This window comes from Amycolatopsis sp. NPDC003676, assembly GCF_053587275.1.
The window spans coordinates 79,606-95,589 of record NZ_JBSFNS010000024.1 but is presented as its reverse complement, the minus strand read 5'-3'; the positions used below and the strand labels follow the sequence as shown (position 1 = coordinate 95,589).

Sequence of the window (15,984 nt, the reverse complement as noted above, 5' to 3'; positions counted from 1 at the left end):
GTCGGCATGCAGGGCGCGGCCGAGCGCGAGAAGCTGCCGCAGGTCGGTGACCTGGCCGAGGCGTTCGGCGAACGGCGCGACCCTGGCCTGCGTCGCGGCGAGGCACGCGGCCTGCAGCAGGTCGTGGACGGTGCCGAAGTGGTAGAAGACCAGCGCCTGGTTGACCCCGGCGGCGGCCGCGATGCTCCGCGCCGTGGTTCCGGTGAGTCCGTGCGTGCGGATCGTCTCGATCGTGCCGTCGATCAGGCGTTGTCGGGTGTCGGCCACGGCTTCACCGTAGAGGCCCCGACAGCCGGCGACGGACGGCGCCCGGGTGCGGCAGCCGCTCCGGCGGGCCGGCGGGCAGGTACTCGAAATGCCACCACTCGTTGTCGTACACCCGATACAGGTGATGGCGCGCGCCATGCCGCTCCAGCCAGCGCGACCCCTCGAAAGGCCGCACGTCCAAGGCGGTCCCCGCGACGTGCCGGGACTCGTCCGGCGGCAGCGCCCGCAGCCGGGCCGCCGCCGGCGACCCGCTCCGGCGGACCTCCGCGGCGAACAAGCGTTCCTGTTCCCCGGCGTCCCGGTGTCCAGAGGTGAGTCCGATGAGTTCCCCGTCGTGCCATAACGCCTGCGTGCGCGCCGCGATGAACGCGGCACGGGTTGACGGCGTCAGGCCGGTGAGATCCTCGGCGGGAAAACGGACCGCCAAGGCCCATTGGCAGGCCGTACGCCGAGCCCGCCGCGGCGTGAGCACGAACGCCACCGGCAGCAGCGCCACGGCCAGCATCCGGGTAATCACCTTGTACCAACGATCACGGCGGTGTGCCCAACCGCGATCAGGACAGACGCTGGCCATTGCTACCCCCACTCCGGTCGCGCACCCGACCGCCAGCCCGCTTTTGAGCAGTTGCTCAAACCAGAGCATAGACGAGATTTGAGCAACTGCTCAAGCGGTCTTGTCGCTTGACTGTGAGGCCCGTCCGATGGGGCGCAACGCCGCCCCGGTTATGGCGTGATGAGACGTTCGGCGGGGTTACGAGTGGTGTGCATGTCCCAGCAGAGCTGAGCGACGTCGTCCGGTTCCATCGGTGACGCGTCCTCGGGCATGCCTGGCGTGCCGAGGAGCCATGCGCCGAGGGCGACGCAGCCGACGTAGATGCCTTTGTCGGCCAGCGTGCCGTTGAGGTTGAGCGCCCAGTTGCGGAGGGCGGCACCCGCGGCGCCCGAGCTGGCGGCCCACGCTGTCGGCGTGACCGCGCTGGCACCGATGGTGTACAGCACCGTGCCGGTTCCGGCCGCCAGCATCGCAGGCAGCACGGCACGGGTCGCGGTGATCGCGCCGTAGCAGCAGGCCTCGATCTGCGGCCGCAGATTCTCCGCGGTCACGTCCAGCACTCCGGTCATCCCGCCGTCGCCGACCCGTACGTACGGCGCGGAGTACTGCAACACGTCGATTCCGCCGAACTGTGTCGCAGCACTGTTCAGGGCGTCGGTCAACACGGAGCGATCGGTGACGTCGGCGGGAAACCCGGCCGCGGCGACCCCCTCGGCCGCCAGTTTCCGGGTGAGATCGCCGAGGTGTTCCCCGGAGCGGGCGATCAGCGCGACGTCGAAGCCGCGACCGCCGAACACCCTGCCGAGCGACAGGCCAAGGCGTGTTCCGGCCGCGACAAGAGCGATGGTGGGCATTTCGTTTCTCCTTGCCTCTGTGTTCGTCCGCCGACCAGGCGAGCGGAACGACGTTCACCCCAGCACCGCCGGGCGGGGCACGTCCAAGACCGACCGGGCCGGGATCGATAACCTGAAGAAATGGACGCGCTGGAAACGCGGGAACTGGCGTACTTCTCGACGGTGGCCGACGAGTTGCATTTCGGCCGCGCCGCCGTCCGCCTCGGCATCACGCAGCCCGCGCTGTCGAAGGCGATCCGGCAACTCGAACGCCGCCTTGGCGTCAGCCTGTTCGACCGCACCAGTCGCGCGGTCACGCTGACCGAGGCCGGTCAGGTGCTCGCCCGCGAGGCGCCCGCGGCGCTGGAGGCGGTCATCGCCGCGACCGTGCGGACGCAGCGGGCCGGCACCCCTCGCCTGGTCCTGGCCATGAAACCCGGCGGCGACGCCGGCCTGCTTCCGGCCCTCATCACGGCCTATGAACGCGAACGAGGCGTGCTGCCGATCGAGGTGGTCTTCGGCGCCGACCGCGCACGCATGCTGCGCGAAGGCCAGGCCGACGCGGCGCTCCTGTACACGCCACCCGACGACCTGCGCGGTCTGGACACCGAAACGTTGCTGTGCGAAGCAGCGGTCGCCGTGCTGCCCGCGTCTCACCCAAGCGCACACCGGGCAGAACTGTGCATGGCCGATCTCGCGGGCGAAAACCTGCACCAGCATCCCTCCGGCACCGGCGCGCAGAGCAGCATCAGCGAACTGATGCACCTCATCGCACTGGGCCGCAAGGTCGCCGTGCTGCCCGAGTCGCTGACCAAACCCCTCCGCGACGACCTGGCCGCCATTCCCGTGACTGACCTCCCGTCAAGCGTTCTCGCGCTCGCTTGGCCCGCGCACAGCACATCCCCTTCTGTCGCAGCTCTCGCCCGAGCTGCCGGAAGCGTTGCGCAGCAACAGGTCCGCTACGAAATCTAGGCCACGCCCATCGACTCGCCCTCGAACAGCGACCGCGAACCCACGCCCCGGTGTCGCCTGCACCTGGTCCCGCACTTCAGAACAAGCACGGCCTGATGGCTCGCGACCGGCGATCTTCCGCCGGGGCGCGGAGCAGCTCTAGGCTTGGCCGAGGTAGCGTGGCGGGTCGGCACTATTGGGGCGGGTCGGCATGAAAAGCGTTGGCCAAGAAGAGTTGGGGACCGTGCGCCTGCGGTGGGCGGGCGTGCTTGTGTGCGTCACCGGCGTCGCGCTGTTGAGAGCCGCTGACACCGCGCCCGTCCGACCCTCTCCGCGCCCGGCTCCCGCAGCGGCTGTCTCGTCGGGTATGCGACTAGGGACGGCCTGCACAACGACCCGTTGAAGCCATCCATCCGCAGCGAGCTCAAGCGGACTGCCGTCCCAGTACGTTCTCCGGCACCGGCAACGCCGCATGTGACGGGTACGAGGCGACTGTCAAGTCCTGCCTACGTGTTCGCCCTTGACGGCAATGCTCCAGCAAGCACGATCGACGCTCAGGCGTGCGGGCACTCGCAGCAGCTGACTTGGCGAAGCGGACCGACGTCATCGCCGCGTTCGCGGCGCTCCTCGGGGCCATGGTTGCGGCAGGCGGGGGAGGGGCGTGGCCTGGTGCGCGTATGCAGCCGAGTCGGGCCAGCTCAAGGAGCTGAAGAATCGTGTCGGAGAGTGGACCGGCCAGGCATCGAAATCTCTTGATCTGCATGACGTCGAGAAGCTTCTTGCCATCCTGGTCGACATCGAGTACGCGGCAGCATCATTGCGACGGTCTTCAGGGCCAGGAATGTGGCCCAGTCTGGGACTCCGCGCTTTCCTTCAATCCGTGACGGTGAGTCATTCGATGGCGTGAGCCGTGCTTCCTGGATTTGCTTGGCCTGATCAGCGTGGCGTTCTTCGGTTGATTTGTAAAGTGTCTCGGACGAGCCTTTGCGGCACGTCTTGACAGTCCGCCGCTCAGCGCGGACGGTGAGGTTGGCCGACTATCGGCCGGAATCCCGTTCCTCGTGTGGGATAATTCGGAGGTCAACGAATGCAGTCGAGAGATCTGGCCATGCCCGCCTTTCGCGGTGCGCCTGTCTCCGGGGTGACGCACCAGCGGTCGGCCGCAGTCACCGTGCGGCTGGTCGCGATAAACCCGGAGCGCTTCAGCATGGCGCTCGCCTACCTGGCAGCCACTGTGGATCGGCACTTCCGGGGCGCCGCGATTGTGGAGCAGTTCGTCTACGACAGCGAGGACATGCGGCACCGCGGATTCGATGTCGCGCTGGCTGTCTCGGACATTCTCCAGGATTCCCCGGACTTCGTCGGGTTGTCCTGGTACTCCTGGAACGACAGCCTGGTCCGGCACATCGCCCGGCTGGTCAGGGAATTGCTGCCGGACACCACGTTGATCATCGGCGGTCCTCAGACCAGGACCGTGTTCGAGGCCGATCTCGCCGCGTTGCCCGTGGGCACGGTATTGGTGTTCGGCGAGGGCGAACACACCATCTGCCAGGTCATCGACGGCGTCCTGGAGCACGGCGGCGAGGTCGGTGAGCTGCCGGTGGGCAGCGGCCTGGTCACCGCGGGCGGCATCCGCCGAGGCGGCTCTCGCACGGCGGCGCTGCATCCGCGGACGCTGCCGTCACCCATTCTCACCGGTCATCTCCGGGAGCCGTCCGGAAATCGGCTTCCGTCTTATTCTACTACCCGCGGGTGTGTTTTCCGTTGTTCGTTCTGCGCGTGGCACGACGGCCTCGGCGAACGGTTGTTCCCGCTCGACCAGGTGCTGGCCGAACTGGACTTGATCGCTGCCAGAAATTACGAGATGGTGTGGTTCACCGACACTATCTTCGGCCGAGATGCAGAACGCGGCCGAGCCATCCTGGAGCATTTGTCCGGCTGGGGCGGACGGACGAAGTTCGGCTTCGAGATGCATGCCCAGTTCCTCGATCCGGACCTTGTGGACGACCTGGCGAAACTGCCGATCGACTTCGCCGCGATCGGTGTGCAGTCACTCGCTCCGGGAGTGCTGAGATTGTCCAAACGCAGCCCGAAGACACAGAAGCTGCACGACGCGATCGAGCTGATGTACACGCGAATGCCCGACCGGAGCGTGATTCACATCGATCTGATCTTCGGGATGCCGGAACAGACCCTGGACGACTGTGTGCAATCCGTCGCCGAATTGCTGGCGCGGTACCCGGACGCGACGTTGTTCTGCTCGATGCTCCAGCTCATCCCGGGCACGGCTTTCGAGCACTACCGCAGGGAACCGGGCTGGATCTGTCTCCCTCCGGAAGGCGACTACGAGGTCGTCAAGACCCCGACGTTGAGCGATGAGGACCTGCTCCGGATACGGGATCTCCTGGTCGGCTTGGACGCGATGTGGCTCGGCCGCCGGGATGACAACGCCGGTCTGCGGCTGAGCGCGGAACAAGCCGAATCCGTTGGGCACGCGTTGCGGGGCACCCGGTTCCACTCCTGCCCGACCGCGTACCGGCAGGGCCTGATGTCCTGGAAGGACGTGGAAAAGCCCGGGCAGGACCTGATCCGGTCCTACACCTGACCGAGACCGGCCGGCAGGATCGGCAGCACGAGGTGGGACGGGTGCGTCCGGCTGTGGTGCACCTGGTTCACCGCTCGGCCCCGAGGGTTCAGGTCGAACCGGGGGAAGTTGCTGCCGGCCACTTCCAGCCGGATCCGGTGACCGCGGCGGAACACCGCCGCGGTCGGCCCCACGTCGATCCGGACCTCGTGGACACGGCCTGGCGTCAGCGGGCGCGGGTCGGTCAGCGAGTCGCGGAACCGGGCTCGGACGATGCCGTCGCAAAGGATCTCGGCGCGGCCATCCGGCCAGACGTCCACGAGCTTGGCGGTGAAGTCAGTGTCCACAATGGACGAGGAAGCGTACAGCACCAGTGTCACCGGGCCGATCACCGTCACCGGTTCGACCAGCCTGGCCGTCGTGTAGCAGAGGACGTCCGGGCGCGCTTCGATCACGCGCTGGTCCATCGGCCCGCAGTCGGCGCCGGTGAGCATTCCGGCCGTCAGCGTGGATCCGCCGCACGTGGGAACCGGGTCGCCGGGATCGTGCCGGAACGTGTCAGCGGGTTCGTCCGAAGGCGCCGCGGTGGTCAGCCCGCCCTCCGCGAGTCCCGCGGAACCCTTGCTGTGCAAGAAGAACCGGGCGGGCGTGCTCTCCGGCGGCGGCCAGTCGGCGAAGCCGTGCCACTGGTCGATGCCCATGACGAACAGCAGCACGGGCGGGCCGCCGGACGGCGGGCCGTACCGCAGGTGCTCGTCGAACCAGCCAAGGTGCAGGCCGGTGAGATCGACGGCTTCCTCTCCCGCCCGCGGGCCGTAGCTCCGTTGCGGGAAAGAACCGGACATCATGCAGTGGGACCACGGGCCGACGACCAGCTTCTGCGGAACTCCTTGCCGGCGCATCCCCGCGTAATTGGCGATCGTGCCGGCGACGAAGATGTCGTACCAGCCGCTGATGTTCAATGCCGGCGCCCGGACGTCGGTGTAGCGGTCGCGGACCGAGGTTGCCCGCCAATAGCTGTCGTAGGACGGATGGGCCGACCACTCGCGGTAAAAGGGCGCGACGCGATCGAGCAGGTCCGACAATGGCCCGGGATCCCGGTAGGCGTCGTCGATCCGCGCCACGGCCCGCTCGACGGCAGCTCGAAGGCCGGGGTCGGACAGCGGCGGCAGCGCGAGGTCCGCGAGCACCCAGCGCAGGCAGAAGCCGAGCTGGAAAGCGCCGCCCTGATAGGTCCAGCCCTCGTAGAAGTCGCTGGACGTCGCGTGCGGGGCGATCGCGCGCAGACCGGTCGAACCGCTCGCCGCGGCCTGCCACTGCACGGCCCCTTCGTACGAACTGCCGACCATCCCGACCGCGTCGCCAGCCCACGACTGCTTGCCGATCCACTCCACTGTGTCGTGCCCGTCGGCGGCCTCGTCCCGGTAGGGCCGGAACACGCCGGGCGAGTCCCAGCGCCCGCGGACGTCCTGCACGAGGAGGTTGTAGCCGGCGTCGACGATCCGTCCGAGATCGGCCGGACTGCCCGGCGGGTACACGGACTTGCCGTAGGGCGTGCGCCGCAGCAGGGTGGGCAGCGGCCCGCGACTGTCCATTCGGTACAGATCGGCGCGCAGGGCAGTACCGTCCCGCATGGGTATGCGCAGGTCGCGCTCGACGCGCATGAGTTCCTCCGGAAGTCCCCCGCGGAGCCCGTCGTCCGCTGACGTCCGAACGTAACATCGCTGCCGGGATGCCGCCCAGAGGCGAACATGCCTTGACACGTCGTTGAATCCGGCGTTGTGACAGGTGCCGGAGCAGTCGTTTTCCATGCTTGGCTGCCCGGCTGAGGGCGAACCAGGAGCGGAGGTTCGCGCCAGTAGGAACAACCGGGTGCGATCGACGCTTCAGAGTCGGCTGACGAGGTGCGATCCCTTGGCGCTGGACACGAAGCGGGCACCGGCTCGGCTGCGCCGATCGCGCCAGGCCGTCCTGCCGGGCGGACCGTTGATCCGGCCAGGCGCGGCCGGAGACGGAGCATCGGCGGGGAGCGCGGTGAATGCGATGTGCAGGGGCAAGCTTTCGGCCCGGCTGGTCAAAGCTCTGCCTCGATCCGGATCATCCCCGACGGTTCATGCCCGAAAGGCCGCGGAGATTCTCAGACCTCCGAATCCAGGCCGCAGCGGACCGCCATTCGTCCCGCGCGGCCCAGGTTTCCCGTTCGCGTCGGCGAAGACGATCGTTGGCGAGTGGTTGCGCGGATCGCCGTTGTGCGGTCGGCGAAAAGCGGGACAGGCCAGTCGCTCCGGCTGCGCCGTATCGGTGTCCGCCGCAGCGACGATGGCGGCTCTCGCGGCTCCGGTCGCGAGGACTGCGGAGATGACCACCCGCGCCGATGACCCGCGAGCACGCTAGCCGCGTGGCCGGATCGACTGATAACGTTCGTTTTTCCGGGCTAGAACGCGAAACAGGGGATTTGCATGCGCTCGTTTCTCGGACGGATCAGTTTCTTCTGCGCGGCGATGATGGGCGCGGCTGTGGTTTCCGCGGTGCCCGCGGGAACCACCGAGGGAGCGGTGCAGGGATTGGGCGACCTGATTCACGGCTGGGAAGTCCAGTCGAGCGCGGTCGCGACCGAACCCGGGGAAACAGTGTCGCGGCCGGAATACTCCACTGCCGGATGGCTGCCGATTTCTCAGCCGGAGACGGTGATGGCGGCCCTGCTGGAAAACGGCAAGTATCCGGACATTTTCAAGTCCGCCAATCTCGCGAAGGTTCCCGCCGGGCAATTCCAGGCGAACTGGTGGTATCGCGACGAGGTGACCGTGCACCCCGCACCGGGCACGCACCAGTTCCTGGTGATGCACGGGGTGCTCGGCCGGGCCAACCTGTGGGTCAACGGCAGGAAAGTAGCGGACCAGACCCAATTGCAGGGTGCGTACTCACGACTCGAGTACGACCTCACGCCATTGCTGCGCGACGGCCGGAACGTCATCGCACTCGACGTTTTCCGCAATGACAGCGAAAGCGAGTTCGACGAGTCGTCGAGTGGCGAAAACCGGCCGCGTCAGCTGACGCTCGACATGGTCGACTGGAATCCGCGCGCACCGGACTACTGGACTGGAATGCAGTTCGCGCCCGAGTTGGTGGAAGACGGCGCCGTGTCGGTACGCAATGCGCATGTGTTGCAGAACAACGCGTCCGACCTGCGCTGGTCGGACCTGACCGTCAAGGTGGACCTGCGCAACAACACCGGTGCCGACCAGACGATCAACCTGTCCGCCGCCATCTCCGGGCCGGGCGCACTCCTGCTGAGCCGTCGGGAGGTGACGATACCCGCGCACACCACGCGGGCGGTATCTCTCCCGACCAGCCGGCTGCAGCATCCCAAGGTGTGGTGGCCGTACCAGATGGGTGCGCAACCCATGTACCGCATGGAGGTTCTCGCGCGCTCCGGTTCGTCGATCGCCGACAGGCAATCGGAAGATTTCGCCGTTCGCACGGTCACCTCCGCCCTGACGCCCGTCGTCGCGGGCAAGACGCTGGCACCGCGGGGGTATCGCCAGTTCGCGGTCAACGGCGTGCCGTTCGTGGTCCGCGGCGGCGGCTGGTCGCAGGACATGTTCCTGCGCTACTCCGCGAAGAACACCCAGGACCAGCTGGGCTACATCACGGCCATGGGGCTGAACGCCATTCGATTCGAAGGCAACTTCCCGCCGGACGACATGTTCCGGCAGATGGACCGCATGGGCATACTGGCCATGCCGGGCTGGCAGTGCTGTGACAAGTGGGAGCATCCGGGCTGGGACGACGTCATCCGGGCCAGCGCCGCCAATCAGGCGGCGAACGTGGCCGCCCGGCTGCGGGACCACCCGAGCGTTCTCGCGTTCCTCCAGGGGAGCGACAACGAGCCCGACCCCGGCAAGGAAGCGATCTTCCTCGACGGATTCAGGGCGGCGGACTGGTCTGTTCCCCAGATCGCGTCGGCCGAGTACAAGGCTTCCGCCCAGCTCGGGCAGGCCGGTGCGAAGGAGGGGCCGTACAACTTCGCGCCGCCTTCGTACTGGTGGAACAGCGGTCCTGTGATGAACAAGGGCGACGACTACACCAACGCCGGAGGCGCGTTCGGGTTCAATACCGAGTCCAGTCCCGGATCGACGATCCCCACACTCGACTCCCTCAACCGGTTCCTCGCCCCGGCCGAGCAGAAAGACGTGTGGGACACCAGTTCGACGAACGGGCGGACCAGCGGACCGGACATCTTCCACACGAGCCGATTCAACCCTTACACGGCTGTCGGCCGGCTGGGAAAGTACAACACCGCGCTGTGGAACCGTTACGGGCACTGGACGGACATGGCCTCGTATCAGCGGATCGCCCAAGCCGGCGGATACGAGGTGACCCGCGCGCAATTCGAGGCATACCTGGGCCACTCGAAGGACCCGGCCAATCCCAGCACGGGGTTGATCTACTGGCAGATGAACAAGGCCTGGCCGTCTTTGCAATGGGAACTCTACGGATACGACTTCGACCAGCCCGGCGTGTATTTCGGTGCGCAGAAGGCGAACGAACCCGTGCACGTCATGTACGCCTATGACGACGGTTCGGTGAAGGTGGCGAACCTGACCGGGCAGACGCAGACCGGGCTGCGGGCCACCGCGGAGGTCATCGACGTCAACGGCACGGTGCGGGATTCCCGGCAGGCCGTGGTCCCCGCCGTGTCGACGCAGGACGTGCTGACTGTGCTCAAGCCGACGGTGCCCGCGGACGTGTCGTCCACGTACTTTCTCAGACTGGTGCTGAGCCAGGGCGACCGCGTGGTGAGCCGGAACGTGTACTGGCTGTCGGCCAAGCCCGACCAGGTCGACTACGCCAAGACGATCGGCGACCCGGGAGGCGCCGAGTTCCAGCCCGGCGGCTACGCCGACCTGACCGGGTTGCGGGATCTGAGACCGGCGCAGGTCAACGTCGGCGCACAGACCCGGGAGGACGGTGCTGACCTCGTGACGACTGTGACGGTGCGCAACGTGTCGGGCCGGGCGAGCGTGGGATTCATGCTGCGGGCGGATGTCCGCCGAGGCGCCGGCGGCCGCCTCCAGACCGGCGACAACCAGGTCCTGCCGATCCAATGGAGCCAGAACGACCTGACTCTGTGGCCAGGCGAGGTCCAGACGATCACCGCCCGGTATTCGGCCAGGCAACTGCGGGGTGCGCGGCCCGTGGTGACTTTGGCCGGGTGGAACGTCGCCGAAGTCGTGGTCGCGGGATGACGCGGCGCCGATAGGCACCGGCCGCGTTTGTGCAACTGCGGAGAGGCCGCAGTTGCACAAACGGGAGCCGAGCAGTCACGACGATCCGGCTGGGCCGCGCCGGGTCTCCGAACGGAGGGGTCTGAAGTGGACGAGCGGAAAGCCGTGCCGATCGGGATCCGGATAGGCGTTCTCGCCGGCAGGCATCCCGAATCCCCGGCGGTCATCAGCGTCGCCCGTGATGGCACGGAACAGGTCCTGGCCTGGTCGATGCTCGAGCGGCGGAGCAACGTCGCGGCGAGACTGCTGGCGCGGCAGGGGGTGGACGGCCGATCCCTGGTCGCGCTTCTGCTGCCGGCGGGCCTGAACCACGTGATCGCCACCGTCGCGGTGTGGAAACTGGGCGGTGTCGTGCTGTCGTTGGACCCGGACGCCACCGACACCGAAATCGCCGCCCTGCTCGAGACGGCGAGACCCGCGTTCGTCGTCTCCGATTCGGCGACCGACGCGTTTCAGGGCGTGCACGTCATCCGGCCGGACCAGCTGCGATCGGAGGCGGCTTCGGCGGATCCGTTGCCAGACCAGGGAATCCCGCGCTCGGCGCACGCGACCGGAGGCAGCACTGGCAGGCCGCGGATCATCCTTCGCGACTCAGCGTGGATGTACGGCCGAGAAGTGACCGCGTCGGCCCGCGAGCTCAGCACGGGCGTGCGGGTCGGCCAGACGCAACTCGTGATGCTGCCTCTGCACCACGGGGGATTCACGAAGCTGTACAACGGCCTCGCGCTCGACCACAAAATCGTCCTGATGGAACGGTTCGCACCGAAGCTGGCCGCGGAGCTGATCGTGCGGCACCGCGTGGCGTACTTCGTCACGGTGCCGGTCTGGATGCGCAGGTTGCTGGCCGTGCCTGGGTTCGACGCCATGGATCTGAGCAGCGTCACCACGGTCCACCAGAGTGCGGCCGGTTGTCCGGACGACCTCAAACTCGCCTGGTTCAAGGCTTTCCCGCCGGAGACCCTCCACGAGGGATACGGCGGTCAGGAACGGATCGGCACGGTGTGGATCCGCGGCGACGAATGGCTCAGGCACCGGGGCAGCGTGGGCAGGCCGGACGGATGCCGAGTCCGGATCTACCTCGACGACGGCGAACTGGCGGCCGCCGGCGAGACGGGCGAGATCTTCCTCAAGACACGGGGAGCCGGGCAGCCGACCTACTTCGGCCCCGGCCCGAGGCTGCCGGAACGGGACGGCTACCTGAGCCTCGGCGACGCGGGTTTCCTCGACGACGACGGATATCTGCACGTGGTCGGCCGCCGCGCGGAGATGATCAACGTCGGCGGAGTGAAGGTCTACCCGGCAGAGGTCGAGCACGTGCTGCTGGGGCACGAGGGCGTCGCGGACGCGGCGGTCGTCCACCGCGACCACGCGTACCTGGGGCAAGCGGTGCACGCAGTGGTGGTTCCCGTCCAGGAGAATCGCCCGCCGACCCCGTTGGACCTGAGCGACCACTGCCGCGGCCGGCTTTCCGCCGCGAAGGTTCCCGTCTCGTACGAATTCGTGTCCCAGCTCGGCTACAGCGATGCAGGCAAGTTGCGTCGCCAGGCGCTGTCTCCCGACGTGCGCCGCACTTGAGCTCGCCGGAACAAGCGAAGTAGCCTGACGCGCGATGCCGCCGGCCCCGCCGGTGAAGATCGCTGCGGCGCGGTATCCGAGATGTGGCGGGGTCCGGATGCGCCCGCCGCACTGCCGTCGACCGGCAGCACCGGACAGAACGTTCGTGGATCACCCGCCGAGTGCGGCTGCCGACGATTTCAAGGACGGACATGACCGAACTGACCGAGCAGCTTTCCGCCGAGCTGAGCACTGCCCTCACCACGGAGGCGATGGCGGTGCAACGGTACACATACTTCGCCCGGATCGCGGAGATCGAAGGGCACCGCGAGATAGCCCAGCTGTTCACCGAACTCGCGGAGACCACGTCGTGCGTGGCGCACGGCCACCTGGATTTGCTGCAGCCCATCGCCGATCCCGCCACCGCCCAGCCGATCGGCGACACCCGGCTGAACCTGGCGTCGGCGCTGGCCGGCGGCCTGCGAGACGCGGACGAGCACTACCCGAGACGGACCGCGGCGGCCCACGCCGCCGGGTGCGCCGATGTCGCCAGCTGGCTGACCAGCCTGGCGGCGCTGAAACACACCCACGTGGCCAGGATCAACGACGCGCTGGCGACCGTCACCGCGGTGGCCGGCCAGGGGAGCGCGACGGAATGACGACCGAGCGGGTATTCGAGCACGAGCGGGCAGCCGCTTACGACGCCTCCTCCATCGTGATCTTCTCGGGGCTGTCGGCGGTACGGCGCAATCCGTCGATGTACGTCGGCTCGACCGGCGCGGAAGGTCTGCACCAGCTCGTTTCCGAACTCGTCGACAACGCGGTCGACGAGTGCACTGCCGGCTATTGCCGGAACCTGTCGGTGATTCTGCACGAGGACGGGTCCTGCACGGTCGAGGACGACGGCAGGGGCATCCCCGTCGATTCGCATCCCCGCACCGGGAAACCCGCTTGCGAAGTCGTGCTCACCACGCTGCACAGCGGCGGGAAATTCGGCGGTGTGACGTACCGGGAGACGGCCGGCCTGCACGGCGTCGGGCTGAGCTGCGTCAACGCTCTGTCGGAGTGGTTGCGGCTCGATATCTGGCGGGACGGTGCGCATCACCGGCAACGCTTCAGCCGCGGCGAGCCGGTCCAGCCGCTGACCGTCGGCGGACCGTCGGCCAAGCGCGGCACGCGCATCCGGTTTCGGCCCGACCCGGGGATCTTCCGCGATCCGGTGCTGTCCGCCGAGGCTGTCGAGCGGAGGCTGGCGGAGATCGCCTTCCTCCACCCGGACCTCTCGGTCGGCCTCACCGACGAGCGCACCGGCGAGACACAGGTCATCCGCAACACCGGCGGCGTGCGCGGGTTCGTCGAGCACCTCAACCGGGACGAGACGACCGTGCACCCGGAACCGGTCACGGTGGCCGGCCGGAACGCGGAGTGGGAGTTCGAAGTCGCCTTCCAGTGGACCGAGGGCTACGCAGAACAGATCCGCAGCTTCGTCAACACGGTCGCGACCGATCAGGGCGGTTCGCATGTGGACGGTCTCCGGGCCGCGCTGGCGTCGGCCGTCACCGGGTTCGCCGCCGAGTGCGGGATGCTCGACACGGCATCCGGTGAGACCGTGACGACGATGGACGTCCTGGAAGGACTGTGCGCCGTGCTCGCGGTCCGGATGCGGGACCCGAAGTTCGACGGGCAGACCAAGAAACGGCTGCAGAGCCCCGAAGCGTTCCAGTTCGTGCGCGACGGCGCGCAGCGTGGCCTGGCCGCCCGGCTGGCGGCCGACGAGAGTCTCGGCAGGACGGTCGCGGGCCGGGTCCTGGACGCGACCCGTGCCCGGCTGGCCGCCCGGCTGGCCGGCCGCACCGCGCGCTTCCAGCAGCGTGAGCTGAAGATCGACTACGACGTGTACCGCAGGCAGTTCGGCATCCGCTCCCGCGACTGGCACGACTCCTGCTCGTGGATCACCGACGAAGGGCTGTTGGCGGCGCACGCGAAGTTGTACGACGTCGAACCAGACTCCCGGATGCTCGACGTGTGCTGCGGAAGCGGAGTCGTCGGGGACGCCTTCCGCGGCAAGGCGGGCGAGACGGTCGGCCTCGACATCACGCCGGAGATGGTCAAGCTGGCCGCCCAACGGCTCGACCGGGTCCGCCTGGGCACCGTGTACGACTTGCCCTTCCAGGACGGCGAATTCGACATCGTGGTCAACCGCGAGGTGCTGCACCTGCTGCCCCGGCCGGAGCAGCCCCTCGCCGAGATCCACCGGGTGCTGCGGCCGGGCGGGCAGTTCGTCGTCGGCCAGATCATGCCCTACTCCGACGTGGACGCCTTCTGGATGTACCGGATCTTCAAGAAGAAGCAGCCGCTGCTGTTCCAGATGTTCCGCGAACAGGACTTCCGGCAGCTGCTGCTGGACGCCGGGTTCGTCGACCTGCGGATGGAGGAGTACTTCCTGGTCGAGTCGATCGACAAATGGATCGACACCCACGAGACGACCGCTGCCAACCGCCTGGAGATCTACCGGTTGTTCTACGAGGCGCCCCTGGAAGTGCGGCAGGCCCATCCGTTCGAGGTGCTGCCGGACGGCTCGGTGCGCGACCAGTGGCGATGGTGCGTCTACTCCGCGAGGAAACGCGGCTGACGTGACGGTCCAACCCGGCGCCGGCCCGGCCCTCGGCGACGATCTGAGCTCCCGGCTGCGCGTGCTGCGGGCCGCGCGGGGGCCGGCGATCCCCGATTTCCGGGAGCGGGTGCAGGAGCTGATCGTCGTCGCGTCCAGTTCCCGAGGCGGGTCCAGCATGGTCGCCGAGACCCTGCGGGCGTGCCGGTCGCTCATCCACCTGCGCGCTGAGATCAACCCCTTCCTTCGGCTCGCGGGCTTGGCCTCGGCCGGCGACTCCGACCAGCTCACGGCGGCGGACTTCTGGTCGCTGTCCGACCAGGAGCGGGCCGACCTCGCCGACGGACTTGCGCTCGACGCGGGCTGCGCGTCGAGCGCGGTCGAGAGCGACGAGCGGTTCGCGTTGGACGTGGCGTGGCGGTTCGTCGTCCAATGGCCCGAACTCGCCGTCGATCCTCTGCTGGTGGCGCGGACCGCCGCGGCCGAACTGGCTGCCTGCCGCGCGCCGGACGGCGGGCACGACGACGCGAGGTTCCAGCTCCGGTTGCTCGACGCGCTCGCCCGGCAAGGCGTGACGGTGAACCCGCACTTCTACGACCTGCCGCGAGCCGCGCTGCGCGGCCGGGGATTCCCGGTGCCGTCCGGCGCGCCCGGCGGGCAGCTGATCGAAGAGCCGCCGTTCGTGCTGACCAAGCCGTGGCACTGGGCGGACGCCGCCGATGTCTCCGCGAAACCGTTGGTGATCAAGACCCCCAGCAACGCGTACCGGATGGGTTTTCTGCGAGCGTTGTTCCCGCAGGCGCGGATTCGCGTGCTGCACATCGTTCGCAACCCGGGCGCCGCGATCAACGGGCTCTACGACGGCTGGCGATACGGCGGTTTCCACGCGCATCGCATGTCCCCGCCGCTGCGCATCGGCGGATACGACGACAGCGAGTGGTGGAAGTTCGACTTGCCGCCGGGGTGGCGGGACTACACGGCCGCTCCGCTGCTCCGGGTCTGCGGGTTTCAGTGGCTCTCAGCGCACCGTGCCGTGCTGGCCGACGCCGCCGCGAACAGGCGGGACCGTCTGGTGGTGCGGTTCGAGGACCTGATCCGCGGCCCGCACAGCCGGGTCGCGGCCTTCGAGCGGATCGCCGGCTGGCTGGGGGTGCCGTTCGACACGGAGTTCCAGCGGACGGTCACAGCCGGCATCGAACCCGTGGTGGCCACCGCCCCGCCCGGTCCGAACCGGTGGCGCGCGCGGGAGGAAGCGATCACCCAGGCGATGGGGGCGGATGTGATGGCGATGGCGCACCAGCTGGATTACCTCGATGTCGGCAGCTGGATCTGAGCGACGCCGG

General features: G+C 68.3%; 11 protein-coding genes. 7 read left to right on the top strand and 4 right to left on the bottom strand.

Annotation, left to right across the window (positions count from 1 at the left end; genetic code table 11):
* The 3 genes from ACWDNU_RS17325 to ACWDNU_RS17315 form a co-directional block, all read right to left on the bottom strand.
* Positions 1-267: TetR family transcriptional regulator (locus tag ACWDNU_RS17325; RefSeq protein ID WP_449669586.1), on the bottom strand; the 267-nt coding region annotated here is incomplete at its 3' end.
* A gap of 4 nt (positions 268-271) precedes the next feature.
* Positions 272-772, bottom strand: a complete 501-nt coding sequence (locus ACWDNU_RS17320; RefSeq protein WP_449669585.1) for a D-alanyl-D-alanine carboxypeptidase family protein — start codon at positions 770-772, stop codon at positions 272-274.
* A 218-nt stretch (positions 773-990) separates the two neighbouring features.
* Entirely contained in the window at positions 991-1,674 is a 684-nt protein-coding gene (locus ACWDNU_RS17315; RefSeq protein ID WP_449669584.1) for an SDR family NAD(P)-dependent oxidoreductase, read from the bottom strand.
* Between the two features lie 120 nt (positions 1,675-1,794).
* Here ACWDNU_RS17315 and ACWDNU_RS17310 point away from each other — a divergent pair, with 120 nt between their 5' ends.
* Positions 1,795-2,625: a LysR family transcriptional regulator gene (locus tag ACWDNU_RS17310; protein WP_449669583.1), complete on the top strand. Its 831-nt coding sequence runs from the start codon at positions 1,795-1,797 to the stop codon at positions 2,623-2,625.
* 1,066 nt (positions 2,626-3,691) lie between these two features.
* Positions 3,692-5,209: a B12-binding domain-containing radical SAM protein gene (locus ACWDNU_RS17305; RefSeq protein ID WP_449669582.1), complete on the top strand. Its 1,518-nt coding sequence runs from the start codon at positions 3,692-3,694 to the stop codon at positions 5,207-5,209.
* On the opposite strand, the gene ACWDNU_RS17300 is transcribed toward ACWDNU_RS17305, so the two are convergent.
* A complete protein-coding gene (locus ACWDNU_RS17300; protein WP_449669581.1) occupies positions 5,200-6,852 on the bottom strand; it encodes a CocE/NonD family hydrolase in 1,653 nt (550 codons plus the stop codon). The two genes, ACWDNU_RS17305 and ACWDNU_RS17300, sit on opposite strands and share 10 nt — an antisense overlap.
* 795 nt (positions 6,853-7,647) lie before the next feature.
* Between ACWDNU_RS17300 and ACWDNU_RS17295 the strand changes: the two genes are divergently transcribed.
* From ACWDNU_RS17295 to ACWDNU_RS17275, 5 genes are all read left to right on the top strand, one after another.
* Entirely contained in the window at positions 7,648-10,437 is a 2,790-nt protein-coding gene (locus ACWDNU_RS17295) for a glycosyl hydrolase 2 galactose-binding domain-containing protein (RefSeq protein ID WP_449669580.1), read from the top strand.
* 126 nt (positions 10,438-10,563) lie between these two features.
* Positions 10,564-12,051, top strand: coding sequence for a class I adenylate-forming enzyme family protein (locus tag ACWDNU_RS17290; protein WP_449669579.1), 1,488 nt, complete (start codon positions 10,564-10,566; stop codon positions 12,049-12,051).
* A 191-nt stretch (positions 12,052-12,242) separates the two neighbouring features.
* Positions 12,243-12,689: a rubrerythrin family protein gene (locus ACWDNU_RS17285; RefSeq protein WP_449669578.1), complete on the top strand. Its 447-nt coding sequence runs from the start codon at positions 12,243-12,245 to the stop codon at positions 12,687-12,689.
* Entirely contained in the window at positions 12,686-14,662 is a 1,977-nt protein-coding gene (locus ACWDNU_RS17280; RefSeq protein WP_449669577.1) for a methyltransferase domain-containing protein, read from the top strand. The genes ACWDNU_RS17285 and ACWDNU_RS17280 overlap by 4 nt, the downstream gene beginning before the upstream one ends.
* A 1-nt stretch (position 14,663) precedes the next feature.
* Entirely contained in the window at positions 14,664-15,974 is a 1,311-nt protein-coding gene (locus tag ACWDNU_RS17275; RefSeq protein WP_449669576.1) for a hypothetical protein, read from the top strand.
* Positions 15,975-15,984 lie beyond the last annotated feature (10 nt).